General features: G+C 45.3%; 25 protein-coding genes and 1 pseudogene. 11 read left to right on the top strand and 15 right to left on the bottom strand.

Translation table 11 applies throughout. From position 1 onward, the window contains the following. Positions 1 to 163: 163 nt before the first annotated feature. The 3 genes from N5E84_RS02375 to N5E84_RS02365 form a co-directional block, all read right to left on the bottom strand. Positions 164 to 619: a Mov34/MPN/PAD-1 family protein gene (locus N5E84_RS02375; protein ID WP_019282262.1), complete on the bottom strand. Its 456-nt coding sequence runs from the start codon at positions 617 to 619 to the stop codon at positions 164 to 166. After that, positions 607 to 1,797: a HesA/MoeB/ThiF family protein gene (locus tag N5E84_RS02370; RefSeq protein ID WP_103261218.1), complete on the bottom strand. Its 1,191-nt coding sequence runs from the start codon at positions 1,795 to 1,797 to the stop codon at positions 607 to 609. Before N5E84_RS02370 ends, N5E84_RS02375 begins: the two co-directional genes overlap by 13 nt. A gap of 36 nt (positions 1,798 to 1,833) precedes the next feature. Beyond that, positions 1,834 to 3,383 (bottom strand): IS3 family transposase gene (locus N5E84_RS02365; protein WP_410001431.1). Its coding sequence is split into 2 segments (ribosomal slippage): positions 1,834 to 2,915 and positions 2,915 to 3,383, totalling 1,551 coding nucleotides; the frame shifts between segments, so codons are not numbered across the junction. A 333-nt stretch (positions 3,384 to 3,716) separates the two neighbouring features. On the opposite strand from N5E84_RS02365, the pseudogene N5E84_RS02360 reads away from it, so the two are divergent. Further along, positions 3,717 to 3,854 (top strand): annotated as a pseudogene (locus N5E84_RS02360) (thioredoxin-dependent thiol peroxidase); the annotation flags it as partial. Between the two features lie 81 nt (positions 3,855 to 3,935). Here the strand turns inward: N5E84_RS02360 and N5E84_RS02355 are convergent. The 3 genes from N5E84_RS02355 to N5E84_RS02345 all read right to left on the bottom strand — a co-directional run bounded on the left by N5E84_RS02355 (position 3,936) and on the right by N5E84_RS02345 (position 7,325). Then, on the bottom strand, positions 3,936 to 5,807 hold the full coding sequence (locus N5E84_RS02355) for a methyl-accepting chemotaxis protein (protein WP_017048845.1): 1,872 nt from the start codon (positions 5,805 to 5,807) through the stop codon (positions 3,936 to 3,938). A 213-nt stretch (positions 5,808 to 6,020) separates the two neighbouring features. Then, positions 6,021 to 7,097: an AI-2E family transporter gene (locus N5E84_RS02350; protein WP_017042765.1), complete on the bottom strand. Its 1,077-nt coding sequence runs from the start codon at positions 7,095 to 7,097 to the stop codon at positions 6,021 to 6,023. Continuing rightward, on the bottom strand, positions 7,098 to 7,325 hold the full coding sequence (locus N5E84_RS02345; protein ID WP_017042766.1) for a sulfurtransferase TusA family protein: 228 nt from the start codon (positions 7,323 to 7,325) through the stop codon (positions 7,098 to 7,100). Between the two features lie 194 nt (positions 7,326 to 7,519). Between N5E84_RS02345 and N5E84_RS02340 the strand changes: the two genes are divergently transcribed. Genes N5E84_RS02340 through N5E84_RS02325 form a run of 4 tightly spaced genes read left to right on the top strand, consistent with a single transcriptional unit; the run spans position 7,520 to position 10,354 of the window. Then, positions 7,520 to 8,977: a tetratricopeptide repeat protein gene (locus N5E84_RS02340; protein ID WP_026028354.1), complete on the top strand. Its 1,458-nt coding sequence runs from the start codon at positions 7,520 to 7,522 to the stop codon at positions 8,975 to 8,977. Between the two features lie 23 nt (positions 8,978 to 9,000). Further along, positions 9,001 to 9,351: an arsenate reductase (glutaredoxin) gene (gene arsC, locus N5E84_RS02335; protein WP_017042768.1), complete on the top strand. Its 351-nt coding sequence runs from the start codon at positions 9,001 to 9,003 to the stop codon at positions 9,349 to 9,351. After that, positions 9,348 to 9,920, top strand: coding sequence for an NAD(P)H:quinone oxidoreductase (gene wrbA / locus N5E84_RS02330; RefSeq protein WP_017042769.1), 573 nt, complete (start codon positions 9,348 to 9,350; stop codon positions 9,918 to 9,920). Before arsC ends, wrbA begins: the two co-directional genes overlap by 4 nt. Positions 9,921 to 9,928: 8 nt before the next feature. Further along, positions 9,929 to 10,354: a DUF2069 domain-containing protein gene (locus N5E84_RS02325; protein WP_026027302.1), complete on the top strand. Its 426-nt coding sequence runs from the start codon at positions 9,929 to 9,931 to the stop codon at positions 10,352 to 10,354. Between the two features lie 101 nt (positions 10,355 to 10,455). Here N5E84_RS02325 and N5E84_RS02320 read toward each other — a convergent pair whose 3' ends face one another. Continuing rightward, entirely contained in the window at positions 10,456 to 11,601 is a 1,146-nt protein-coding gene (locus N5E84_RS02320) for a DUF2066 domain-containing protein (RefSeq protein WP_043004120.1), read from the bottom strand. Positions 11,602 to 11,790: 189 nt separating this feature from the next. Here N5E84_RS02320 and N5E84_RS02315 point away from each other — a divergent pair, with 189 nt between their 5' ends. Then, positions 11,791 to 13,050 carry a uracil-xanthine permease family protein gene (locus N5E84_RS02315; RefSeq protein ID WP_029388122.1) on the top strand — a complete coding sequence of 420 codons (1,260 nt, stop codon included), beginning with the start codon at positions 11,791 to 11,793 and terminating at the stop codon, positions 13,048 to 13,050. 45 nt (positions 13,051 to 13,095) lie between these two features. Here N5E84_RS02315 and ybaK read toward each other — a convergent pair whose 3' ends face one another. From ybaK to hemA, 8 genes are all read right to left on the bottom strand, one after another. Beyond that, entirely contained in the window at positions 13,096 to 13,572 is a 477-nt protein-coding gene (gene ybaK / locus N5E84_RS02310) for a Cys-tRNA(Pro) deacylase (RefSeq protein ID WP_026027304.1), read from the bottom strand. Positions 13,573 to 13,678: 106 nt separating this feature from the next. Continuing rightward, positions 13,679 to 15,340, bottom strand: coding sequence for a bifunctional UDP-sugar hydrolase/5'-nucleotidase UshA (gene ushA / locus N5E84_RS02305; protein WP_069212142.1), 1,662 nt, complete (start codon positions 15,338 to 15,340; stop codon positions 13,679 to 13,681). Between the two features lie 360 nt (positions 15,341 to 15,700). Continuing rightward, positions 15,701 to 16,552, bottom strand: a complete 852-nt coding sequence (gene kdsA / locus N5E84_RS02300; protein ID WP_026028071.1) for a 3-deoxy-8-phosphooctulonate synthase — start codon at positions 16,550 to 16,552, stop codon at positions 15,701 to 15,703. Positions 16,553 to 16,574: 22 nt separating this feature from the next. Next, positions 16,575 to 17,384 (bottom strand): SirB1 family protein, encoded by an 810-nt coding sequence (locus N5E84_RS02295; RefSeq protein WP_017048839.1) that lies wholly within the window; start codon positions 17,382 to 17,384, stop codon positions 16,575 to 16,577. Positions 17,385 to 17,402: 18 nt separating this feature from the next. Then, positions 17,403 to 17,786 (bottom strand): SirB2 family protein, encoded by a 384-nt coding sequence (locus tag N5E84_RS02290; protein WP_019281748.1) that lies wholly within the window; start codon positions 17,784 to 17,786, stop codon positions 17,403 to 17,405. Beyond that, on the bottom strand, positions 17,771 to 18,652 hold the full coding sequence (prmC, locus tag N5E84_RS02285; RefSeq protein ID WP_019281749.1) for a peptide chain release factor N(5)-glutamine methyltransferase: 882 nt from the start codon (positions 18,650 to 18,652) through the stop codon (positions 17,771 to 17,773). Before prmC ends, N5E84_RS02290 begins: the two co-directional genes overlap by 16 nt. Before the next feature lie 4 nt (positions 18,653 to 18,656). Further along, a complete protein-coding gene (gene prfA / locus N5E84_RS02280) occupies positions 18,657 to 19,745 on the bottom strand; it encodes a peptide chain release factor 1 (protein WP_010320505.1) in 1,089 nt (362 codons plus the stop codon). 30 nt (positions 19,746 to 19,775) lie between these two features. After that, complete coding sequence (hemA, locus tag N5E84_RS02275) at positions 19,776 to 21,035, bottom strand: glutamyl-tRNA reductase (RefSeq protein WP_013856265.1); 1,260 nt, start codon at positions 21,033 to 21,035, stop codon at positions 19,776 to 19,778. Between the two features lie 161 nt (positions 21,036 to 21,196). Here hemA and lolB point away from each other — a divergent pair, with 161 nt between their 5' ends. From lolB to ychF, 5 genes are all read left to right on the top strand, one after another. Continuing rightward, on the top strand, positions 21,197 to 21,829 hold the full coding sequence (lolB, locus tag N5E84_RS02270) for a lipoprotein insertase outer membrane protein LolB (RefSeq protein ID WP_017045762.1): 633 nt from the start codon (positions 21,197 to 21,199) through the stop codon (positions 21,827 to 21,829). Then, the gene (ispE, locus tag N5E84_RS02265; RefSeq protein ID WP_019280893.1) at positions 21,826 to 22,698 is read left to right on the top strand and encodes a 4-(cytidine 5'-diphospho)-2-C-methyl-D-erythritol kinase; all 873 of its coding nucleotides are present in this window, start codon (positions 21,826 to 21,828) and stop codon (positions 22,696 to 22,698) included. Before lolB ends, ispE begins: the two co-directional genes overlap by 4 nt. A 29-nt stretch (positions 22,699 to 22,727) precedes the next feature. Further along, entirely contained in the window at positions 22,728 to 23,672 is a 945-nt protein-coding gene (locus tag N5E84_RS02260; protein ID WP_010320509.1) for a ribose-phosphate pyrophosphokinase, read from the top strand. A gap of 149 nt (positions 23,673 to 23,821) precedes the next feature. Next, a complete protein-coding gene (gene pth / locus N5E84_RS02255; protein ID WP_013856262.1) occupies positions 23,822 to 24,412 on the top strand; it encodes an aminoacyl-tRNA hydrolase in 591 nt (196 codons plus the stop codon). Positions 24,413 to 24,422: 10 nt separating this feature from the next. Then, positions 24,423 to 25,514: a redox-regulated ATPase YchF gene (gene ychF / locus N5E84_RS02250; protein ID WP_013857965.1), complete on the top strand. Its 1,092-nt coding sequence runs from the start codon at positions 24,423 to 24,425 to the stop codon at positions 25,512 to 25,514. Positions 25,515 to 25,542: the final 28 nt, after the last annotated feature.

Genomic DNA, 25,542 nt, shown 5'->3' with positions numbered 1-25,542 from the left:
GGTTAATCTTACCGCCATTCATGCCAGTTTTCTGGGAAATTCAGATTCAACCGTAAATGAGGTTAAATTTACGGATAACGAACACTGGAAATCGATCCAATAGCGTAGGGACAAGCCTTGCTCTGGGCTAGATCTATATGAAGTTGAATAGTGGACTGTTTTCCTATAGTGATATAGAAACTAACTTGTTAGATCGCCAGAGGGCTAACCAGTCACTCTGGATACCCAGTATTACAACAAGCATTGGAGAGCCAGTTAGCACCCGTTGCCACTCAATGATATCCAACCCTGAAGGCTGTGGTGTATGTTGAGGGTGTGTGTGCCAATCACCAATGTATGACTGAGATCCAGATGACCGCTTCCAGTAGTTCATAGCAAAGTTTTGATGACTATGGTCACGGCGACCAAAGAAGGATCTACGCTGAATGTCTTTATTCCCAGGGGTAGATACATCAACAATTCTAAGATCATTCCCCCGGTACTCACCAATGATTATTCCCCCTGATTCAACAGAATCTGACGCACATTGACGATAAGGGGCCAACTTACTGAAAACACCTGCTTCAATTAAGATCCGAGTTCCATCTTCTGCAAGCAGCACCTTTTCTACATCCCACATGCAGGACAACCCTCTCTCTTTTTTATCCGCTTATCTTTAATGTTAGTTGCTTTATCAGTGATCCGTCGTATGAGGAGTTTGGGAGAGCGTTCACTTCGGTTGTTTAGTAATTCCAGGGCTAATCCAGCTGCGCTCATACTAGCCTCATTGCCAAACGGCAATACGTTCTCACCACAGGCCTTACGGAAACTTTGAGTGGCTTCCTCTATATCAGATGGTTTAAGACCAGGATATATCTCCGTTTTACTTCCATTACTTCCGTAAACGAACTGGCAGGCATAGCAAGCGGAATTTGAGTCATCATTCAGAAGGGCTTTGACTACATGCCCAAAGGCGGTTATCCAGCTATGTACTAAAGATATTCGGTTTCCATTTGAGCGATGCTGATTCACAGCTTTCGCCAACTGAAGAGAAAAGGCATGATCACCTGTGGCATCTATCAGTATATCAAATTCATTTAAATTCTCGTTAGCAAAGAAGCGTCGTCGAGGGATAGTTTTAAGTTGAGGAAAACTCTCTTTTAATTGATGACAAAGTGCTTCGGCTTTATTTTCGCCATAGTAAGGGATTCCCAGCACATGCCTCGTGGTGTTCCCCGGCTTGAAGGTATCATCATCGAACAAGCTAAATTGAAACTTGCTCCCTGCCCCTAGGCTTGCTAATGACTTGGTGAGATGCCCACCAATTGTCCCACAACCTATAAGAGCTACTCTTTTTGAGCTAAGTGGTAGTGTAGGTGTTCGTGAATTCCTGGCTGTTAAAAAATCGTGGTATGCCGGAATTGCCTTAATTCGGCTCACTTTGCTCTTAGAGTTGAGCAAACGTTCTTTTAACTTATCCCTAGATTGTTTGCCTCTAGCTCGTTTTCGCTTGGGGCCATAGTACTTTCGGATACACTTTTGATCTTCGAGTTGTAGCTGATATTCAAAACCAAAAGCATAGTCTTCAAATCCCAAGGTTATTACTACTTTTCTACTTGTGCTCCCTTTGCCCAAGGGTAACTGAGATATTTTCTCAAATAGCTGTTCCAGCAAAATTTCTCCTTCCGTACCCTCAAAGATCCACCTTTTAAACTCTACTGTTGACTCTGGAGGCCAAGAACGAGTGAATGGAACAAAAGGAGCGTGTGTCATTTCTAGGTAAACTACATCACCTACATAACGCTGTTTTTCAAGCAAGTTGTCGTCTTTTTTACAATTTAGTAACGTCAATGATTACGCTGCACACTTTTCAGGGTTCAAGTACACCTCATCGATATAACTCCAGTCTCTCGTTTGCCGACTCCATCTGCCTGGATGAGTCAATTGAGCACGTCGGTAGACTTGCATGCGCTGTCGGAGAATTTCATTATCCTCCCCGCAATGCCTCTGCTGAGGTGTTACATACTTTATGCCACTGTGTTTATGCTCATTGTTATACCAATCAACAAAATTACCAACCCAACACCGAGCGTCTTCAATGGAAGAAAACCCATCCATTGGCCATGAAGGACAATACTTTATTGTTTTGAACAACGACTCAGAGTATGGGTTGTCATTGCTTACTCTTGGCCTAGAGTAAGAGCTTACAACCCCAAGGTCATACATCTTTGCAAGCATGGTGTAACTTCTCATAGGAGCACCGTTGTCAGAGTGCAAAGTAATGTTGCCTTGCACACACTTTTCCCGCCATGCTGTTCTTTGGAGTAACTCCGCTGCATATTCGCCTAGCTCCTGATCATACACTTCTGCACCTACTACTTTTCTACTGAAGATATCCATTATCAAATAGAGGTAATAGTGCTTCCCTCGTATTTTGGATGGCAGATAACTGATATCCCAGCTCCATACCTGATTTGGTTTGCAGGCTTTTTGAACCTTTGGTCGAGAAGGACTTATGCCAGCTTTGTTACGAGTTCGCTTACCTAGCTGGTTGTTTGCTTTTAATACACGATAAAATGTGGACTCTGAGGCAATGTAAATGCCTTCATCAGCCAACATTGGAACGATGATATTCGGCGGTAAATCGGCATACTCTGGTGTATTGCAGATATCTAATATCTGCTGCCTTTCGGCTTCTGATAGCTTATTATGAGGCTCGTGCTGCCGAGGATGCTGACGCATATCACTTGTGATTTCGGCAGAGTTCCGTGTCCAACGCTGGAACGTTCGTATTGATAACCCAACGGTGGAACAAGCCTTTGTCTTTGTTGCCCCTTTACGTACAGCTTCATCAACAAGCGTGACTATTTTAAGCCGCTCTGAGATAGGAATCAGTCTTCCTCGTTGATTTCCCAGAGGGCATTGAACTTTTCCCGCAAAACCAGTAGTGCAGCCGTTTCAGCAAGTGCTTTCTCTTTACGTGCCAACTCCTTCTCCAACGCTTTTACCTTTCTGCGTTCCTCACGTAGTTGCTTATTTTCTTTGTGTGATATTGAAGTTGATATTGCGCTCTGCGCCTTGATAGATAGTGCTCGCCAGGTTTTAACGTCATCGACAAATAACCCTTTAGACCTACAGTATTCAGCTAACTCGCGTTCAGACATTGTTGCAGTTTCAATCACTATGAAAAACCGCTGCTCCGCTGAATAATCAGTAGTAGTATTTTCTAACGGCGGCTCTGTAGACAATAGGCCGCTTTCAACAAGTTCATTTCTCCACTTAGATACCACGGAAGGACTCACATCTAATTCTTTAGCAATTCTTCGATGAGACCAATTATATGGTGGTAACAGCCAAGTTTGACCTTTCGTTTTCACATCAATTGGAACTGGATTAGCTGGCATAGTTATCTCCTTAAAAATCTAGGCGACAACTATGCTGACACAGGGGGGAAACGAGCGATCGCAATCACCAAAATACGCAGATAAGTTTATTGATTGTGATCACCAAGTGCTCCCATCATAATGACTATCAACTTCAACTAATAGCAACGCCTTAGTTTTTATGACAAGTTTGCGCTTGGGAAAGCGTCAAAATCAGCCCGATTTACAAAAAATCATGACAACTGCTATAATTGAGATTCAAAAAGAGAAATTATTAATCTAACCCACTGTTAAAGATAAAATTTATCAATAATCGTCAAATTTTTTGTCTCATGAAATTTTCAAGGGTAATACTTCATGGGCAAAGTTTATGATGGCCTACACCGGATTAGCTTTTTAATCAACGAGCAAGGTATCATTGAACAGGTTTTTGATAAATTCAAAACCAAAGATCACCATGAAGTGGTACTTGATTATCTAAACGCCCAATAATCAAAGCTCGACTGAAATAAAAAATGCCAGTTCTTAATACTGGCATTTTTGTAACACGGCTAATCAAAAGTTGATGTGTAATTACACAATGAACTTATTGAGCAGAGCATCTTGCTCACGAACGTTTTCCGTTTGAACCTGCATTGCGATATTGGCTTCTTCAGCAGATTGTGCCACTTGCGTCGACAAATCTTTAATCTTCACTGTATTGGTGTTGATCTCTTCAGCCACAAGGCTTTGCTCTTCTGCCGCAGATGCAATTTGGATATTCATGTCCGAAATCACTTGTATCGCATCACGAATACGGTTCAATGCCGAATTTGCCGTTTTCGCTTTATTCACCGCATCAACAGCCGTCGTTTTACTTTCATTCATAGCCGAAGAAACCGAACTCGCTCCTGCTTGTAATTGCTCAATCATACTGCGAATTTCGGTGGTCGATTGCTGAGTGCGCTGAGCTAGTGTACGCACTTCATCAGCAACAACGGCAAAACCACGGCCAGATTCACCCGCTCGAGCCGCTTCAATCGCCGCGTTTAAGGCAAGCAAGTTAGTTTGATCAGCAATGTCATTAATCACTTTCAAAATAGTTTCAATATTTGCCGTCGCGGACTCTAGGCCTTTCACCTCTTCCACCGCTTGGTCAATGCGGGCCGATAAATTGTCGATCGACAATGTCGTTTCACTGACCACACTGGAACCATCTTGCGTTGCTTCATCGGCTTCTTTCGCCGCTGCTGCTGCACCTTGCGCATTATTGGCGACTTCTGTCGATGTCACTGCCATTTCGTGCATTGCAGTGGCTAGTTGCTCTAACTCTTGTAACTGAGTGCGCATCGCTTCTGCTGACTCATGAGCACCTTGCACCGTGAGCTCTGTGCCACGCATGATCTCTTCACCAATCGCTTTTGATTGCGTGATCTGCTTTTGCAGCGTCTCAGTAAAGGTATTAAACCCTGATGCGAGTTGAGCAAACTCTTGGTCCGTATTGGTATCCAAGCGTTTGGTTAAATCCCCCTGCCCTGAGGCGACATCTTGAATCGCTTCATTGAGCACACCTAATGGACGCATTAACACTTTAATCAGTAGCGTCAAGCCAATCACACTCAACACAAGCCCAATTAACGTATAGATAATAGAGCTATTGCGTAATACGCCAATCGCATTGAAGGCGATGGATTCATCAACAATCGCACCGATGTACCAGTTCTCACTTGGAATATGAGTGAAGCTGACGAGATAACGGGTACCATCAATTTCAATCTGTTGGTCCCCCTCTTTCAGAGTCACTTGTGGTAAATAAGTCGATAACTTCTCACCATTATTTTTGGTATCAGGGTGGGCAATCGTCGCTCCGTCACCTGAAACAATAAAGAGGTAACCCGCATCGAATAAATTAATAGAGTTCACCAATTCAGCTAAACCCGTCAATTCCATATCGTAGAACATGGCACCAGAGAATCGACCTTGATCGTAAATAGGCGTACCAATAGAAATGATCACATTTTTGGTAGAAATATCGACATACGGCGCTGTAACGATAAGTTTTTTCGATGCTTTAGCATCCACAAACCAAGGGCGCTTGCGAGGATCGTAGTCACCGCTTGGTTCCCAACCGTCATCATTCTCCACCACTTTACCATCGGATTCATACCCTAACCCTATGGCTAAAAAGCTTTTTTTCAATTTCGGCTTTTCAAGAATATTTTTAACGTAATCCCGGTTGAGCGGATCAAGCTCAATCACTTCAGTCGTCGATTGAGCCAAGGTTTTTTTACTTTCCATTTCAGAAACAATGGTGTTTTTGACCCCAGCTTCCATTTCACTCAGACTTTTTGTAACTAGGGATTCTATTTCCGAGCGCACAATGCTCAGTTGCTGAATGGAAATAAGCGAGACGGTAACAAGCAGAAGTGCAGAAGAAGCTGCAACTATTTTTTGGCTAAACTTCATAAGTATCCCTCATTGATGCCAAATTAATTATCATTGTTGTGGTTATAGTTAGTTATCGCCAAGTTACAAAAAATCTATAGCTTTTTTACACATCCACTTAGTTCAGTCTAATCAATATTTACTATTTGGCAAAAAAAAGCCCAAAACGATTACGGTTTAGGCTTCCTTAGAGATTCTGTTTACTCTCTATTTTTTATTTATAATTCAGTGATTTTAGGGTGATTCAGCCTCAACAACAGGTTCATCAGTGCTGGGCAAAGCATGCCATACTGCTTTTACTAGAGTGGCAAGAGGAATTGCAAAAAATACGCCCCAAAACCCCCATAGCCCACCAAAGACTAACACCGCGACAATGATAGCAACGGGATGTAGATTAACGGCTTCAGAAAATAGAACGGGAACCAATACGTTGCCATCCAAAGCTTGGATGATGCCATAAGCAATTAATAATGTGTAAAACGGCGGAGTCATGCCCCATTGGAAGAGACCGACGATGGCAACTGGCACCGTCACAGCGGCCGCGCCAATATAAGGGATCAAAACCGATAGGCCCACAGCCACAGCAAGTAACACAGAATAACGTAAATCAAGAATCGCGAAAGTGACGTAACTGATACTACCAACAATCAGTATTTCTAACACTTTTCCACGGATGTAGTTTGAGATTTGTTGGTTCATCTCTTGCCATACTTTAGCCGCGAGTTTACGGTTGCGTGGCAATAACCCACTGGTCATTCGCAGCATTTCATTCTTATCTTTCAATAAAAAGAAGACCAGCAACGGCACTAAAATGAGATAGACACCCAAGGTGGCCAAACTCACAAGAGAAGCAAGTGACCCTTTAACGACACTTTCCCCCATACCTAAAGCCTGGTTCTTCGCATTGCTTATCACCGACTCAACAATCTGTAAGTTATCGAGTTCAGGGTAACGTTCAGGAATACTCAAAATGAAGCTTTGCAACCCTGCATACATGTTAGGAATGTCATTGATTAAATTACCAACCTGTTTCCAAATGGTTGGTACTAAACCAAAGATAGCCAGCAGCATCAAACCGACAAACAGCAAAATCACCAAAATTACGGAAACGGACCTAGGAAGCCCAAAACGGCGCAATTGCATTACTGGCCACTCAAGTAAATACGCCAGCACAATGGCCACAAGCAGCGGCGCAATCAAATGGCCGAAGAAATATATCGTTACAAAACCAAAAAACAGAATAGCAACCAGACTAACGGCATGAGGATCAGAAAAGCGTCTTTGATACCAACGAGTTACCATTTCAAACATTTAATCGAGTTCCTTAATTACTTTTAGCCAAAAATAGCCGGGTGACGTGTTCCACTGGCAACGAAAGCCATGAGCAGACAAATATTTTTCTATATCCTGTCCTGAGCTGACGTCGTTAAGCCAAATGTCTAATACCTCACCCAAAACCAATTGAACAGTGTGACGCTTCGCAAGTAATAAAGCCATCGGACAACGCTGCTGGCGTAAATCCAGAATATTTGGTTCCATTCTTCTGCTCAATGCTTAATATATGCCTGCCATTGTATCGAGTTTTGACTGGCATGCCAGTGTTTATCGATACTCAAACACTGGCTGGCTTACTCTTCTCTCTCTACAATTTTTGGCCGTTATTTTGAGTTGGAAACCAATTCACACATTCAATGTCATACAGACAAGAAGCTCACGGAATATCACTGACAAATATGAAGTTTAAACGCGCTCGATCCTTACTTTGCCTCTGTATTACTGTGGCGATAAACGCCCCTTCCTTGAGCTATGCCGATACCATAGAGCTACCGGACATTGGGACAGTAGCAGGTTCGACCTTGACGATTGATCAAGAGCTTATTTATGGTGATGCTTATATGCGCATGCTGCGTAACAGCCAGCCTATCGTCAATGATCCGGTGATAAACGAGTACATCGATAGCCTAGGACATAAATTGGTTGCCAATGCCAACGATGTAAAAACGCCGTTCACCTTTTTTATGATCCGTGATCGCAACATCAATGCGTTTGCCTTCTTTGGCGGTTATGTTGCGTTGCACTCTGGGTTGTTTTTGCATGCACAAACAGAAAGCGAACTCGCTTCGGTTCTTTCGCACGAAATTGCCCACGTCACGCAGCGCCATTTAGCACGCAGTATGGAAGACCAAGCCAGACGATCACCAGCAACAATCGCCGCATTGGCTGGCTCTTTGTTACTGGCCATTGCGGCACCTGAAGTGGGCATTGCCGCCATTACCGCCACCACCGCAGGCAGTATGCAAAGCCAAATAAACTATACGCGCAGTAATGAGAAAGAGGCTGACCGATTTGGTATTGCAACGCTAGCCAAAGCGGGGTTTGATGCCCAAGCCATGCCAAGGTTTTTTGGCCGCCTCGCTGATGAATATCGTTACGCTAGTAAACCGCCACCGATGTTACTAACCCATCCGCTGCCAGAAGATCGTATTACCGACAGCCGTGAGCGCGCCCAACATTACCCACCTATGCGCCTTCAACCTTCATTGGATTACCATTTAGCACGCTCGCGAATTGTTGCTCGCTATGCTGGGATTGATAATGAAGCCGCTCTTGATTGGTTTAAGCGTGCGGAGAAAAAAGAGAGTGCGACTCTCGCGCCAGCCTTCCAATATGGCAAAGCCTTGGTTTATCTCGATAGCAAGCAATTTGATAAATCAGAGGCGATTTTATCAAAGCTGGTTGCACAAGACCCAACAAACAATTTCTATCTTGATGCGATGGCCGATCTCGATATCGCTCTAAATCAAGCGGCCAAAGCCCAAACCTTGCTAGAGAAGGCGCTCAAACAGAAACCGAACAATCCAACCTTAACAATTAACTACGCCAACAGCTTGTTAAAACAAGATAAATTGTCTGATGCCATTCGGGTATTGCAGCGCTACACCCATGACAACCCTAATGATACCAACGGCTGGCATTTGCTATCAGAAGCGAATATCGGCATTGGCAATAGCCAGGAAGATCTCGCCGCGCGAGCGGAGCTTCTAGCGCTCAAAGCTAATTGGAATAAAGCGATTCAATATTACACTCAAGCAAGTCAACTCGCTGAACTTGGCAGCTTAGAACAAGCTCGCTACGATGCACGCATTGACCAATTGATGGTGCAACGAGACCGATTCTTATCACTCCAATAATCACAATACAACGAGGAGAAGTTATGTCAGTCGTGATTTATCACAACCCAAAATGCTCAAAAAGTCGTGAAACTCTGGCACTGCTAGAAGACCGCCAGTTAAAGCCACAGATCATTAAATATTTAGACCAAGCGCCAACCATCGAACAGTTGAAAACCTTGTACGCTCAACTCGGGCTACAACAGGTTCGTGATATGATGCGCACCAAAGAAGATCTCTATAAAGAACTTGGCCTAAGTGATGATGCACTTACTGATGATCAACTATTTTCAGCCATGGCCGCGCATCCTAAGTTGATTGAGCGTCCCATTGTTGTCGCCAATGGTAAAGCGCGCCACGGCCGTCCACCAGAGCAAGTACTTGAGATTTTATGAGTATTAAAGTCGTCGTACTTTATTACAGCAGGCACGGTTCAACGCAAGCACTGGCACGGCAAATCGCACGCGGAATTGAAGCACAAGGCGCGACAGCGCTCTTGCGCACCGTTCCGGCGCTAGACAATCATGCAGAGCAAACGACCGATCCCTACCTGACTCTGGATGAGTTAAAGCAATGTGATGGTTTGGCTTTTGGCAGCCCAGTCTGGTTTGGCAATATGGCCGCGCCACTGAAGCACTTTTGGGACCAAACGACCCCTTTATGGATTAGCGGTGCATTAATTGATAAACCCGCTTGCGTGTTTACTTCTTCATCCTCTTTGCATGGCGGCCAAGAGAGTACGCAACAGAGTATGATGCTGCCACTGATGCATCATGGCATGTTAATCGTTGGCATCCCTTATTCAGAGCCTGCACTGCATACCACAACCTCTGGAGGCACGCCATATGGTGCAAGCCATGTCGCAACACACTCGCCACAACTCACTACGCACGAAAGTGAACTGGCTAAAAATTTAGGAAAACGGCTGGCAATGCTAGCCAGCCGATTAAAGGACAGATTATGACGGCAGAAATGATGCCAAGCACCAAGCAGTACCGATGGCTAGCTTTACTGAGTAACTTATCCCTAATTATATGGGTGGTTTTATGGCAATTCTCGCTCTCTCCTCACCCTCATCTTAATCATGTTGCATTGGCCATTGCATGGGTTATCCCACTGCTTTTACCATTACCGGGAATTTTGGCTGGAAAACCCTACACTCACGCCTGGGCCAACTTTGTTTTAATGCTCTACTTTCTACACGCATTGACGCTTATTTATGTTGATGGAGGGGAGCGCTGGTTAGCAGTAGTGGAACTGCTACTGACGTTTGCCGCTTTTGTCGGTAATACCTTGTATGCTCGCCATCGCGGTAAAGAGCTCGGACTGAAACTCAAGCGTCTATCTGAAGTCGAAAAGCAAGAGAAAGCCAATTTTACCCACGATAACCAACCATAGAGTCAATCCATGACAGGATTGCCTATTCTTCTCATGCAAAAAGAGCCCTGATGGGCTCTTTTTGATTATCTCAGCATTTGTTCAAGGGGTGACTGAGTACTTTACGCTTGCCACTCAAAAGAGAGCACTCGCTTCACAGGTTCAGTGATGGCGTGAGATAATGACGATTCAGGTATGACTTGCAAAGAGCCTGACTCCACAGCAGAATCATCAACCTCTGCTGCTGGGGTAAGCTGTGTTGGCACACTCTCTGGCTGTGGGTCGTCAATTTTAGCGACTTTGCCCATGCGTAGCACTTCTTGCTCAAACTCGGACTCTGAAGCCAACAAATGCACTTCGAAAGTGATTTCCTCACCTTGAATCTTGAGAATGTCCAAAGAAGCAACAGAACTTAAGCGCTTCAACTTATTCTCCAAGGTAAAGAAATCCATTGCATCATCAATCGGGCTAAAACGAGCAAGCAGCGAAGAAGAGGATTCACTGGCCACGATAACCGAGCTCTTTCTTGCATAGTAATCACTCAATTGATCGACCATTTGTTCAATGGCATCGTCACCAGACGCTTGACCAGACAGTGGCGCTTTCGTGGCTTGTGCCATTTGAGCGGCGGGTTGATCATACAAACTCCAACGCACACCATTACTTTGCACTCTGACCACCAATACAGCATCGGTTGGATAACGTTGGCTAGCCATGCTGATAGGCTGTACGAAACCGCCCCACAAATCCGATGCTTCCACACCGGTAATATCATCAAAATCACCCACAGGCACTGTGATAGGCAAACCGCGAGTTTGAGTCGCGCCTTTAAGCTGTTTTAACGTACTCGTGTCAGAATGCTCCCAAGCGATACTGCGGTCATAACCTGACTCTTCAATCAACCAGACTAAAACATTAGCTCGGTTTTCAGGCCAAAATGGTAATTGAGCTTGAGTTAATAATGTGCGGATATGCGGTGCGCTAAACCCCATGACAATCGAAGATTGCGCCCCATTTTGACCATAACTGATTTGCGCTAAATATTGCGAATTCTGCCTTAAGGCTTTTTTAATCACCTCATTGTTCACCGCATTCCTATCACCCGAAGCTCGAACAATCACTTCGCTCATCCCTTTGATACGAGCATTCGCGTCGGCATTGTCTTGCTGTTGATCAATCACGACTTCGGTATGGTATAAGTCGACCTTGGTTAAGGCATAAGCAGGGAGAGTGAGTAAGCTCATCACCAACATAGCTAAATAGCGCATACTGTTCCTATGATCTGTTTTGTGAACGTCGATGATAAGCAACTATCCGGTCCGCGGCAAGGAATCCACGGCAGAGTTCGGTGATAATTTCATCAACATTTGTGACTTTATTTGATCTAGTTTCAATGGCAATCGTTTGCAAAAGTGATAGAATCCCGCGAATTTTTATTTTGCTTCAGGGAAATCATGATGAAAAATGCCATCCAAGGCGCACAGATGCTCTTCGTCGCATTTGGTGCGCTGGTTCTTGTCCCGCTGTTAACAGGGCTTGATCCTAACGTTGCACTATTTGGCGCCGGTGTCGGTACCCTTTTATTCCAACTTATTACTCGCCGCTCTGTCCCCATCTTTCTTGCTTCTTCCTTTGCCTTTATTGCACCGATTATGTTTGGCATCCAAACTTGGGGCGTCGCCTCGACGATGGGCGGTTTAGTGGCTGCTGGTTTTGTCTACATACTACTGGGAGCGATCATCAAAGTCCGTGGCGTCGAAATCATCCACAAAATTTTACCTCCTGTGGTCGTTGGCCCGGTGATCATGGTGATTGGCTTAGGCCTTGCGCCTGTTGCTGTAAACATGGCGCTAGGTAAAACCGGAGATGGTTCGGTACAACTGATTAGCTCAGATGTAGCGATGTGGATCTCTTGCGTTTCACTGTTAACCACCATCATGATTAGCGTTTTTGCCAAAGGTTTTCTCAAACTGTTGCCGATCTGCGGTGGTATTTTTGCAGGCTATCTTTTGGGCCTCTATTTTGGTGTAGTGGATTTTACTCCTGTTACGCAAGCGGCTTGGCTGTCAATGCCGAACTTCACTTTCCCTGAGTTCAACATCAACGCGATCTTGTTCATGATCCCGGTTGCAATTGCTCCGGCAGTCGAACACGTGGGCGATATGCTCGCGATCTCAAACGTCACTGGAAAAGATTACATCAAGAAACCTGGGCTACATCGCACCATTGCGGGTGACGGTGTTGCCACCATCGCAGCCTCGATGCTGGGTGCGCCACCAAACACTACGTACAGCGAAGTGACGGGTGCCGTAATGCTGACGAAAGCCTTTAATCCAGTAATCATGACTTGGGCTGCGATCACCGCGATTGTATTAGCATTGGTTGGTAAGCTGGGCGCGCTACTGCAAACCATTCCAATTCCAGTAATGGGCGGCATTATGATTTTGCTGTTCGGTTCAATTGCAACGGTTGGCCTAAACACACTGATTAAAAATCATGTCGATCTTCACAAGTCTCGTAACTTAGTGATTGTGGCAGTGACATTAGTGTTTGGTATCGGCGGCATGGCCTTTGGTATCGGAGAGTTTAGCCTACAAGGTGTCAGCTTATGCGGTATCGTAGCCATTATTCTAAACTTGATCCTTCCTAATGACTTAGGAGAAAACCATGTGGTGGATAACGCCCAGATGGAAGAAGAGATCAAACTGAAGAACTAATTTTGCCAGTCAATCCGGCCTCACTCGAGGCCGGATTTTCATTCTCTATTCTTGACACAATTCAACAAACTCACCTCGCGTTAATAACGCAAGATCGCTCGGTGCCAATTCAATCTCTAAACCGCGCTTACCTGCACTGACACAGATGGTCGATTGATCTTCTGCGCTGAGATGAATGAAGGTCGGTAGTGCTTTTTTCTGCCCAAGTGGGCTAATGCCACCGACCACATAACCCGTGGTTTTTTGCGCTATGTCTGGATTAGCCATTTCCGCTTTTTTCGACTTAGCCGCTTTGGCCGCACGCTTTAAGTTTAATTTTTGATCAACAGGAATAATCGCGACAGCGAGATTTTTCGGCTCGCCATTTAAGCAAAACAGCAGTGTTTTAAACACTTTTTTCGGATCTTGTCCCAAAACCTCAGCCGCTTCTAAACCATAACTGCTGTGATTAGGATCATGTTGATATTGATGGAGAGTGTGAGGAATTTTTTTCTTTTTCGCCAAATCAATCGCAGGTGTCATCGTGCTTATCTCAAAGTAGCCATTAGTGCCGATAAAAAAGCGATGCCTAAGCACCGCCTTTAGTTAAAATGATTGCTCACAATGAGTCAAACTCTTTATCGCGCTATCACTTATAGACAATTTCGCCCGCTGGCGCATATTGGTTCACATCAATTGGACTGTGTGCTTCGAGGTAATCTTTCAATACTTCCGCGTCCACAAACCCCGTATTCACATAACCTGGATGATCGGAGATTTTTGGATAACCATCACCACCTGCTGCATTGTAGCTAGGCACGGTGAAGCGATACGTTTCGTCCAAACGGAGCTGCTTATCACCAATAAAGACATTCGATACCTTACCATTGGCCACTGTCATCGAAATCCCCGCGAATTGTACATAAGCGCCAGAATCAACAGGTTTGGTCGCCACTTCATTGAGGTAATCCAACACTTCAGCCCCGGTCATATCGGTATAAGTGAGAATATTGGCAAAAGGTTGTACTTTGAGCACATCTTTATAAGTAATTTTTCCTGCATCAATCGAATCACGCACGCCGCCAGAATTCATCACCGCAAAGTCGGCTTTTGCGCGTTCCATATGAGAAAGTGCAATCAAACGACCTAAATTGGTTTGTTGGAAACGCACAACGTTGCGATCCCCTTCTAACTTGCCATTACTTTGTGCAATGACCACATTCAGTTTCTCTTGACCTTGTTCTTGATATGGGCGCAAAAAGTTAAGCATTTCTGGATCTTCAGCGATTTGATCTTGAATCAGTACGCGCTTACTCTCGCCATTCACTTTCACTTTTTTCTTCAGGTTTACGGGGATCAGGTTGTAGCTCACCATGTTCAGTTCACCATTACGGAATTCGTAATCCGCACGGCCAACATACTTACCCCATTCATGCGCTTGCACTATGTAAGTACCGTTTTGCATATCAGGCTTACATTCATCTCCCGGATGGAAGTTTTTCTTCACCACATTAGGGCCTTCCATGCAGACAGGCTCTTGAGAGTGGCCGCCGACGATCATATCGAGAGAACCTTCATCCAAGTATCGTGCAAGCGCAACATCACCCGGTGCATTCACACCACGTTGACCATTTTCATAATGGCCCATGTGGGTAACGGCAAAAATAAGGTCCGGCTTTTCCGTTTTCTCAATTTCTGCGATCAGTTTTTTCGCTTCTTCTTTTGGATCTCTAAACTCAATACCACCAATGTATTCAGGGTTGCCGATTTTAGCGGTATCTTCAGTCGTTAAACCGATAACCGCTATTTTCACGCCCTGTTTATCAAACATTTGGTAGGCTTGGAATAGACGTTTTCCGGTCGCTTTATCGTAAATGTTGGCCGACAGCATTGGGAAATTCGCCCACTCTTTTTGCTTAAACAGAACCTCGAGCGGGTTATCGAATTCATGGTTACCTAACGCCATCGCATCATAACCAATCTTGCTCATACCTTTAAAATCAGGCTCTGCATCTTGCAGATCAGATTCAGGAACTCCGGTATTAATATCGCCACCAGAAAGAAGCAGTACGCTGCCGCCTTCAGCTTCAATATCAGAGCGAAGATCATCGATCAGCGTTTTACGTGCCGCCATACCATACTCGCCATATTTGTTTTGCCAGAAACGACCGTGGTGGTCATTAGTGTGTAACACGGTGAGTTTATAAGTCGTATCTTCTTTCCACTCATGAGTGGGTTGAGTTGCGCAACCCATAAGGGCTGTAAGAATAGCCGCGCTGAGCGCTGTTTTTAGAATAAGACGTTGTTTCATTATCATACCTTTGAACTTGAAAAATCCACTGCTTGTGAGGGGGAGGTCATGGTCAACGTTGCAAACACAAAATCAAGCCATACCAATAAACTTGACCCAGTTTAAATTAACATCTCAAAGGTGACAGATTGATTTCATATTTATGTAGAATTGATCACTATAAAATCAATTCAAAAATGTAACGGTTGCCACAGGTTACACGTGAAATTTTAATGGATCACAGGCAATCGTTTTCTTTCCTAAACACGAAAAAATAAGGAAAAGTGAGCACTTAGGCAAGATAAACAGGTTTGGAAAACATTCGATAAAATTTGACCACCTTGCGGTGGCCAAATTATGAGTGGTAGATCCAACAAAAAATCAGCGGATATCGATATGAGCAAAGCTCTTGATCAAATCATCTAACGCTTTCATTTGTGCGAGGAAAGGTTCAAGTTTATCCAAAGGCAGTGCCGATGGACCATCGCAACGCGCTTTATCTGGGTTTGGATGCGCTTCAATAAAAAGGCCCGCAATCCCGGCAGCAAGACCTGATTTTGCTAACTCAACTGTCTGTTCACGACGCCCACCAGAAGCTGCGCCAGAAGGGTCGCGCATTTGCAGTGAATGGGTCACATCAAAAATAATTGGGCTGCCGTTTGATACTTTTTTCATCACACCAAAACCCAACATATCAACGACCAGATTATCATAGCCATGGCAAGCACCACGTTCACACAAAATCACTTTGTCGTTGCCGCACTCTGCAAATTTTTCCACGATATTGCCCACTTGGCCAGGGCTCATAAATTGTGGTTTTTTCACGTTGATCACTGCACCTGTTTTCGCCATCGCTTCGACAAGGTCAGTTTGACGAGCAAGAAACGCTGGCAGTTGAATCACATCAACCACCTCAGACACAGGCTGAGCTTGAGCTTCTGTGTGCACGTCAGTGATGATTTTGACGCCAAAGGTCTCTTTTAGCTCTTGGAAAATTTTCATTCCCTCTTCCAAGCCGGGGCCACGATAAGAGTGAACAGAGCTGCGGTTTGCTTTATCAAAAGAAGCTTTAAACACATAAGGGATACCGAGTTTATCGGTCACTTTCACGTAATGCTCACAGATTTGCATCGCTAAATCACGGGATTCAAGGACGTTCATTCCAGCAAACAGAGTAAACGGTTTGTCGTTGGCAACGGGAATATCACCCACGTGGACGATTTTTTGTTCCATTTTATTCTCTCTCATTTAGCGGTTAATGCAGCGTAATAGCTTCAAAGCTTAATGCATTAACTTGATTTTTTAATAACTCAGCCGCCGGATCATTCGGACAATGATCAATAAAGTATTGATAATCGGATAAGGCAATTTGGTGACAATCCAGTTGCTGATAGATAAAGCCGCGATCGCGGATTTCATACGGATCATCAGGAACAAAAGTCAGCGCTAAATCAGTACAACGCAGCGCTAAGGTATAACGCTCTTCTCTTAATAGTGCGCTCTTTAGTAGTGCCAGCCAACGACCGATCACCGTCGGATTATCTGTCACTTCCAAATGACTCGATTTCAGCTTAGACAAGACCCCTTTATGCCCAACTAACCACGCTTGCAGTATATGTAATGAGACGGTTTCACCAGTAAAAGGGTTAATATAAATCGGTGATTCATCGCACCAATGCAACTGCAATAAAAACTGTGTGGGAAAGGTAATACCTTGTAAAGGAAAGCCTAGCTTGCGCGCAAAATAGAGCAACAGCGCACCTAAACTGACGGGAATACCTTTGCGGTGCTGCAACACTTTATCGATGAAGGCATTACGTGAATCAAAATAAGCCTCTCTGTCACCGCGAAAACCCCATTGTTGGTAAAACAGATGCAACAACGCTTCGAAACGCTGTTTTTCATCCTGTTCATTAGCTAACTCGTGTTTTGCTTGTGTAAGCAAACGGGCCAACTCTTGGCGTGCCCATTCATCCTCAGTTTCAGGATTGACGGCCTTGTTTAAGATCAGCGCCCCTTCCACCAATTCCATTGCATCAAAATCTTCATCGAACCATTCAAACATAATGCCGCTCGGATGCTGTTAGCCTAAAAACATAGCCGTTTTTACGATGGCGATTTTTCCCGCCATAGCAAGCCAACCTAATGCGCCCAAAAAAGCAAAGGTACGCAACAGCTTATTCCTACCCAGTTTGAGCGCAAAGAAGCCCAGCGCAATGTACGCCATCACACAGGTCAGCTTCTCAGTTAACCAAGGTGCGGCTGGGGTAAATGGGATAAAACCAGACATCACAATCAACGCGATACCCGATAACAACAACAGCGAATCGTTAATATGAGGAAAACGTTTCAAAAAAGGGTGTTGCAGCAATTTGGAATCCATCATCATCAAGGCATAACGTACCGACAACAATAGTGCACTGATCGCAATGGTCAGTAGATGAAAATGTTTTAATCCTTCGTACATGATGCTCTCTCTTCTGAGTGCGAATATTGACCCAGTGTCACTCGGTCATTACCCGCATAATCCTTTTCTGTCACTACATGGTGATAGCCGAGTGACTCAAATAACGCTCTGACTGCCGCCCCTTGATCATAACCATGTTCAAACAGCAGCCAGCCTTGTTGCTGCAAATAGTGACGCGCATTCTCTGCAATGTGTTTAATGTCAGCCAAGCCTTTGTCTTTGGCCACCAGCGCACTTAAAGGCTCAAAACGTACATCCCCTTGCGTTAGATGGGGATCATTTTCTTCAATATACGGTGGATTGGAGACAATTAAAGCAAACTTTGTACCGAGCTTTAAAGGTTCAAACCAACTGCCTTGTAAAAATGTGACATTGGTAATAGTTAAACGCTGCGCGTTTTCCAACGCTAAGGCTTGCGCTTCTGGGCGTAAGTCGATACCAACCACATGACGTTCAGGTAACTCAGACGCTAACGCTAATGCTATCGCGCCAGTTCCTGTACCTAAGTCCAAAATATCCCCTTGCGTCTGCTGGCTTTTTTCTAACGCAATTTCAACCAAGCGTTCAGTATCCGGCCGAGGAATTAATGTCGAAGGCGAAACTTTCAGTGGCAGCGACCAAAACTCACGTTCCCCAACCAAATAGGCCACAGGCTCCCCCGTCACTCGACGCGTAATCAACGAGCAAAATTGCCGCGACTGCGTTTCGCTTAAGGTCTTTTCAGGCCAAGTCAGCAGATAAGAGCGTGGTTTATCCAGTACATGGCAAAGCAGCACCGCCGCATCCACAGAAGGCGAATCGCTGCCGCCTTCTTGGAGCTGGTCAATCGCGGCTTTCAACGCATCATCAATACGAGATAACGTCATGGGATCAGTGTTGATCGGCAAGAGCGGCAAGTTGGTCTGCTTGATATTCTTGAATGATTGGATCAATCAAGCTTTGCAGATCCCCTTCCATCACTTCATTAAGACGATAGATGGTTAAGTTAATACGATGATCGGAAACGCGACCTTGCGGGTAGTTGTAAGTGCGAATACGGTCGCTACGATCACCAGAACCCAGTAGGTTACGACGAGTATCGGACACTTCGGCTGCGCGCTTCGCTTCTTCCGCTTGTGCAATACGAGCGGCCAATACGGCCATCGCTTTGGCTTTGTTTTTGTGCTGTGAACGCTCGTCCTGACACTCAACTACCGTACCTGTTGGTAAGTGGGTAATGCGGATAGCAGAGTCGGTGGTGTTCACGTGCTGACCACCAGCGCCCGATGAGCGGAAAGTGTCAATTTTCAGATCGCTAGCTTTAATTTCTGGAATTTCAGCTTCAGGAATTTCGGGCATGATCGCGACGGTACAAGCGGAAGTATGCACACGACCTTGAGATTCCGTGGCCGGAACACGCTGTACGCGGTGACCGCCTGATTCAAACTTAAGCACACCGTAAGCGCCATCACCACTCACTTTGGCAATCACTTCTTTATAGCCGCCATGCTCAGCATAACTAGCGGACATAATTTCGATACGCCAGCTCATTTTCTCAGCATAACGGCTGTACATACGGAATAGATCGCCAGCAAAAATGCCCGCCTCATCACCACCGGCCCCTGCACGAATTTCTAAGAAGCAGTTACGATCATCGTTCGGATCTTTTGGTAGCAGCAGAATTTGCAATTCATCAGTGAGACGTTCAATCGTCGCTTTGGCCGCTTTTATTTCCTCTTGAGCCATCTCTCGCATTTCAGCGTCTTCGTCTTTGGTCATCTCTTCTGCGGCAACCAAATCTTCTTGCGCTTGTTGGTAAGCTTGGAAGCATTTAGTGACTTCCTCAAGCTGAGAGTACTCTTTTGACAAAGTACGGAATTTATTTTGATCACTAATTACGGTAGGCTCGCCAAGCAGGCGCTGAACCTCTTCGTAACGCTCAACAAGGGATTCAAGCTTAACTAAAATCGACGCTTTCATAGTTTCTTCTTTAATTCGGAGTGACGGATATTATCGAGGGTCGTCAAGACCCAAACTTTGTCTAATCACGGCCAATTTAGCCGGTTCACCTAACTCGGCAGCGCTTTGCAATGCTCGGGTTGGTGTGTGGATCAATCGATTGGTGAGTTTGTTACTTAACTCAAGTAACACTTTTTCAGGATCGCCCCCTGCAGCCAGTGCCTGCAAGCTTTTGCTGAGCAATTCTTGACGAATTTCGTTGGCCGATTGACGGTATTCTCGGATGCTGTCTACTGCTTGCAAGGAACGCATCCAGCTCATAAAGGCTGCGCTCTCTTCACTGACAATCGCTTCAGCTTGAATGGCTTCAACTTTACGCTGTTCCATATTGCTGTCTACAATCGACTGAAGATCATCAACCGTGTACAGATAGGCATCGTTTAAATCACCGACCTGCGATTCAATATCACGAGGCACGGCAATATCAATCAGTAACATGGGTTGATGGCGGCGCACTTTAATCGCACTTTCTACCATCCCTTTGCCAATAATCGGCAGTGGGCTGGCGGTTGAACTGATGACGATATCCGCGTGAGCGAGATAGTCAGGTATCTCATTGAGTGCAATCACTTCAGCGTCAAACTGCTGTGCAAGCCCCATCGCTCGCTCGCGGGTTCGGTTGGCGACTATCATGCGTTTACATCGATGGCTGGCTAAATGCTTCGCAACCAGTTCGATGGTTTCACCCGCCCCAACCAACATTACCGTTGAATCAGAGAGTGATTCAAAGATCTGCTTTGCCAACGTACAAGCAGCATAAGCCACAGATACCGCACTGCCGCCTATTTCGGTTTCGGTGCGCACACGTTTAGCTACCGAGAATGCTTTTTGAAACAGTTTTTCAATCGCTGAATCAGCCGCGTTATGCTCGCGAGCATCCGCATAGGCTTGCTTCACCTGCCCTAAAATCTGCGGCTCACCCAATACCAGTGAATCCAGCCCACAAGCCACTCGCATCAAATGACGAATAGCGGCTTGTTCTTCATGTACATACAAACTCGGTTTAAGATCTTCAGGATTCACATGATGGAACTGAGACAACCAATCGATTAACTTACTTTTGCTCGACGATTTTACATCACAATAAATTTCCGTGCGATTACAGGTAGAGACAATAACGCTACCTTGAACGCTGGAACTGGACGCAAGTTGTCGCAAGGCTTCTGATAATTTATCAGGACCAAACGCCACTTTCTCTCGCAGTTCTACCGACGCTGTATTGTGATTTATTCCAATAGCAAGCAAGGACATCTATAGAGGTTTCTCGGTTCAGGAAATGTAAATAGGAGCAGAATTTTACTTGATGCCCTGTTTTAATGAAAGGGCAACAAGGATTTGTTTTCCCGACTTCGTGATATCAATGATATAGTGAGGCGTTTTTACGGCCTTCACTGTGTAAATAATGGGCAGATATGACACGCGCAAATAGACTGATTTTAACTCTCCTCACTCTGCTAACACTCTTTGGTTGCACAAACTTACCCTCAACAAGGGTCGAGAGCGTCGGCTGGCAGCAACACCAACAGCAATTACAAACGATCCGCGAGTACCAAGCCAGCGGAAAACTCGGCTATATATCACCACAACAGCGCCAATCCCTCAATTTTCATTGGCAAAAAAACGCCGACCATAGCCAGCTTCGTCTCTCAACATTTTTAGGGCAGACCGTTTTAAATCTCTCCATCTCGCCTCAGGGCGCCCAGGTCAAAACGTATGATGATCAAATTATCGATGCGCAGAATGCGGATGCTTTAGTTTACGAGTTAACTGGGTTATCGATCCCCATTGAGCAGCTACAAGATTGGCTGCTTGGATTGCCAACCGAGGCGGATGGTTTTCAATTGAATCAAAATAATTTGTTGGCATCGTTAGATAAACAGCTAGGGCTTAGCCGCTGGCACTTGGAATATTTGAACTACCAAGCTTATCCCTTCGTCTCAACATCCGCTTCTTCCACTTCAGTGCCACTTCCGGCCAAACTGAAGCTGACTCAAGATCAAGTTTCATTAAACCTCGTCATTTCAAAGTGGACCCTAACGCCATGATTTGCACCCCAACCCACTGGCCATCACCCGCTAAGCTCAACCTGTTTCTGTACATCACCGGGCAAAGAGCCGACGGATATCATGAATTACAGACACTGTTTCAATTTCTCGATTTTGGTGATGAGTTAACCATTACCGCCAATCAGTCTGGCGAAATAACTCTCACACCAGCCATTGCTGGCGTTGCGCTACAAGACAACTTGATTTGGAAAGCGGCCATCGCCTTACAAAAGGCAAGTGGATGCCGCTATGGCGCGAGCATTGAATTAAATAAAGTTTTGCCAATGGGCGGTGGCATCGGTGGCGGCTCTTCCAATGCTGCAACCGTGCTTGTTGCACTGAACTACTTATGGCAAACCAATTTATCACAGCAAGAACTCGCTACGCTCGGTTTAACACTCGGGGCGGATGTTCCCGTTTTTGTCCATGGCTTTGCCGCATTTGCTGAAGGCGTAGGTGAAAAACTGACCCAAACCGAACCAAAGCAAAAATGGTATTTGGTGGTTCGGCCTAATGTGAGCATTGCAACGAAAGATATTTTTACTCATCCCCAATTGATAAGGAACACGCCAAAACGAGCGCTAGCAACGCTTCTCGAACACCCTTACGAAAACGATTGCGAAAAAATTGTCCGAATGCTGTACCCAGAGGTTGATAAGCAACTTTCATGGCTGCTACAATACGCGCCGTCAAGATTGACTGGGACGGGATCTTGCGTTTTTGCCGAATTTTCTAGCAAAGTAGAAGCGGAAGCTGTCCTTGCCAAGCTCCCTGACACAGTCTTCGCGTTTGTCGCCTTAGGGTGTAACATTTCGCCACTGAAAAAGACTCTGGCTGAATACCAATTCGCCAACACCCGACCTATTTAAAAACTGGACGCAACCCTGAGGTTTCCACCGTGCCTGATATGAAGCTATTTGCTGGTAACGCCACACCTGAACTAGCCCAACGTATTGCTGAACGTCTATACATCTCTCTTGGTGATGCTACTGTTTCTCGTTTCTCCGACGGTGAAGTTGCAGTGCAAATCAACGAAAATGTTCGTGGTAGCGATGTATTTATTATTCAATCTACTTGTGCTCCTACTAATGACAACTTAATGGAATTAGTAGTGATGATTGATGCAATGCGCCGTGCTTCAGCAGGCCGTATTACTGCTGTCATCCCATATTTTGGTTATGCCCGTCAAGACCGCCGAGTGCGCTCTGCTCGTGTACCGATTACTGCAAAAGTTGTTGCAGATTTCCTTTCAAACGTTGGTGTTGACCGCGTTTTGACCATCGACCTTCACGCAGAACAAATCCAAGGCTTCTTTGACGTCCCAGTAGATAACATCTTTGGTACGCCAGTGTTGCTTGAAGATATGAAAGCGCGTGGGTTAGAAGATCCTGTTGTGGTTTCACCTGACCTTGGTGGCGTGGTTCGTGCTCGTGCGACTGCAAAAGCATTAGGTGATATCGACATCGCAATCGTTGATAAACGTCGTCCACGCGCCAACGTGTCTGAAGTTATGAACCTGATTGGCGATGTTGATGGGCGCGATTGTGTGATCGTGGATGACATGATCGACACTGGCGGCACTTTGTGTAAAGCCGCTGAAGCGTTGAAAGAACGTGGAGCAAAACGTGTATTTGCTTACGCAACGCACGCGGTATTCTCAGGTAACGCAGCGAAAAATATCAAAAACTCAGTACTAGACCAAGTTATCGTCACAGACTCGATCACCCTATCTAAAGAGATGGCGGCAACCGGCAAAGTGACACAATTAACCTTGTCTAGCATGCTTGCTGAAGCGATTCGTCGCATTAGCAACGAAGAGTCTATTTCTGCCATGTTTAATTAAAACTCAGTTTATTTACTGATTTTTAAATGCTTTTAAAGCACTTCATTGAAAAATGAGGTGCTTTTTCCTTTGTTATTTTAGCGCCTCGCACCCTTTCCCTTTTGTGTGCTATCATACCGCGCTTTTGATATTGCAAAGAGATCCTAACCTTGAGCCAACCAATCAAACTTCTTGTCGGGCTAGCGAATCCTGGCCCTGAGTACGCCAAAACGAGGCACAATGCCGGCGCTTGGGTAGTAGAAGAATTAGCCCGAGTTCATAACGTCACCTTGAAAAACGAAGCCAAATTCTTCGGTTTCACCGGACGTATCGTGGTTAATGGTGAAGATCTGCGTTTATTGATCCCAACAACTTTTATGAATTTATCCGGTAAAGCCGTGGCGGCCATCGCCAAGTTTTACCAGATAAAACCAGAAGAGATCATGGTGGCACATGATGAACTAGACTTACCTCCCGGGGTAGCTAAGTTCAAAATGGGCGGTGGTCATGGCGGGCATAATGGCCTTAAAGACACCATCAGCAAACTCGGCAATAACAAAGAATTCTACCGCCTGCGGATTGGTATCGGCCATCCGGGGCACAAAGATAAAGTAGCAGGCTATGTTTTAGGTAAAGCACCCGCCAAAGAGCAAGAGTGCCTAGATGCCGCGGTTGACGAATCGGTTCGTTGCTTCGACATTTTACTAAAAGATGGTCTAACTAAAGCACAAAATCGCTTACATACGTTCAAAGCTGAATAAGGTTACAGTCATGGGTTTTAAATGTGGCATCGTGGGTTTACCAAATGTGGGTAAATCAACATTATTTAATGCACTAACTAAAGCGGGCATCGAAGCAGCAAACTTCCCGTTTTGCACTATCGAACCAAACACGGGTGTGGTTCCTGTTCCAGACCTTCGTCTCGATGCGTTAGCAGAAATTGTAAACCCTCAACGTATCCTTCCGACGACAATGGAATTTGTCGATATCGCAGGCCTAGTGGCTGGCGCGTCAAAAGGTGAAGGTTTAGGCAACAAATTCCTTGCCAATATCCGTGAAACAGATGCGATTGGTCACGTTGTTCGCTGCTTCGAGAACGAAAATATCGTTCACGTAGCAGGCAAAGTATCGCCAATTGAAGATATTGAAGTAATCAATCTAGAGCTTGCCCTTGCCGACCTTGATAGCTGTGAACGCGCCATTCAACGTCAAGCAAAACGTGCCAAAGGTGGCGATAAAGACGCTAAATTTGAAATCACCGTATTAGAGAAGCTACTCCCTGTATTAACGGAAGGTGGTATGGCTCGCACGGTTGAACTCTCAAAAGAAGAGCTAGCCGCCGTAGATTATCTCAACTTCTTAACGTTGAAACCAACCATGTATATCGCCAACGTGAGCGAAGATGGCTTTGAAAATAACCCGTACCTTGATGCTGTCAGAGAGTTTGCAGAAAAAGAGAACAATTCTGTGGTTGCTGTTTGCGCAGCCATTGAAGCTGAACTATCTGAACTTGAAGAAGAAGATCGCGCCGAGTTTTTAGCCGATTTAGGCATTGAAGAACCCGGTCTAAACCGCGTGATTCGTACCGGTTACGAACTGCTAACGCTACAAACCTACTTCACCGCTGGCGTAAAAGAAGTGCGTGCCTGGACGATTCCGGTCGGTGCGACGGCTCCGCAAGCGGCGGGTAAAATCCATACCGACTTTGAACGTGGTTTCATTCGCGCTGAAGTTGTGGGTTATGATGATTTCATTCAATATCGCGGCGAAAATGGAGCCAAAGAAGCCGGCAAATGGCGCTTGGAAGGTAAAGAATACATCGTAAAAGATGGCGATGTTATCCACTTCCGCTTCAACGTGTAAATAACTCGTTAATCAGCCATTAATACAC

It is taken from the genome of Vibrio sp. J502 (assembly GCF_025397955.1).
Taxonomy (GTDB): Bacteria; Pseudomonadota; Gammaproteobacteria; order Enterobacterales; family Vibrionaceae; genus Vibrio; species Vibrio anguillarum.
This window is presented reverse-complemented; position numbering and strand designations above follow the sequence as displayed.

Bases quoted from the DNA above. Each gene is read 5' to 3' on its own strand.
- N5E84_RS02375 (WP_019282262.1), bottom strand. From the start codon at position 619: ATGTGGGATGTAGAAAAGGTGCTGCTTGCAGAAGATGGAACTCGGATC.
- N5E84_RS02355 (WP_017048845.1), bottom strand. From the start codon at position 5,807: ATGAAGTTTAGCCAAAAAATAGTTGCAGCTTCTTCTGCACTTCTGCTT.
- N5E84_RS02350 (WP_017042765.1), bottom strand. From the start codon at position 7,097: ATGTTTGAAATGGTAACTCGTTGGTATCAAAGACGCTTTTCTGATCCT.
- N5E84_RS02345 (WP_017042766.1), bottom strand. From the start codon at position 7,325: ATGGAACCAAATATTCTGGATTTACGCCAGCAGCGTTGTCCGATGGCT.
- N5E84_RS02340 (WP_026028354.1), top strand. From the start codon at position 7,520: ATGAAGTTTAAACGCGCTCGATCCTTACTTTGCCTCTGTATTACTGTG.
- arsC (WP_017042768.1), top strand. From the start codon at position 9,001: ATGTCAGTCGTGATTTATCACAACCCAAAATGCTCAAAAAGTCGTGAA.
- wrbA (WP_017042769.1), top strand. From the start codon at position 9,348: ATGAGTATTAAAGTCGTCGTACTTTATTACAGCAGGCACGGTTCAACG.
- N5E84_RS02325 (WP_026027302.1), top strand. From the start codon at position 9,929: ATGATGCCAAGCACCAAGCAGTACCGATGGCTAGCTTTACTGAGTAAC.
- N5E84_RS02320 (WP_043004120.1), bottom strand. From the start codon at position 11,601: ATGCGCTATTTAGCTATGTTGGTGATGAGCTTACTCACTCTCCCTGCT.
- N5E84_RS02315 (WP_029388122.1), top strand. From the start codon at position 11,791: ATGAAAAATGCCATCCAAGGCGCACAGATGCTCTTCGTCGCATTTGGT.
- ybaK (WP_026027304.1), bottom strand. From the start codon at position 13,572: ATGACACCTGCGATTGATTTGGCGAAAAAGAAAAAAATTCCTCACACT.
- ushA (WP_069212142.1), bottom strand. From the start codon at position 15,340: ATGAAACAACGTCTTATTCTAAAAACAGCGCTCAGCGCGGCTATTCTT.
- kdsA (WP_026028071.1), bottom strand. From the start codon at position 16,552: ATGGAACAAAAAATCGTCCACGTGGGTGATATTCCCGTTGCCAACGAC.
- N5E84_RS02295 (WP_017048839.1), bottom strand. From the start codon at position 17,384: ATGTTTGAATGGTTCGATGAAGATTTTGATGCAATGGAATTGGTGGAA.
- N5E84_RS02290 (WP_019281748.1), bottom strand. From the start codon at position 17,786: ATGTACGAAGGATTAAAACATTTTCATCTACTGACCATTGCGATCAGT.
- prmC (WP_019281749.1), bottom strand. From the start codon at position 18,652: ATGACGTTATCTCGTATTGATGATGCGTTGAAAGCCGCGATTGACCAG.
- prfA (WP_010320505.1), bottom strand. From the start codon at position 19,745: ATGAAAGCGTCGATTTTAGTTAAGCTTGAATCCCTTGTTGAGCGTTAC.
- hemA (WP_013856265.1), bottom strand. From the start codon at position 21,035: ATGTCCTTGCTTGCTATTGGAATAAATCACAATACAGCGTCGGTAGAA.
- lolB (WP_017045762.1), top strand. From the start codon at position 21,197: ATGACACGCGCAAATAGACTGATTTTAACTCTCCTCACTCTGCTAACA.
- ispE (WP_019280893.1), top strand. From the start codon at position 21,826: ATGATTTGCACCCCAACCCACTGGCCATCACCCGCTAAGCTCAACCTG.
- ychF (WP_013857965.1), top strand. From the start codon at position 24,423: ATGGGTTTTAAATGTGGCATCGTGGGTTTACCAAATGTGGGTAAATCA.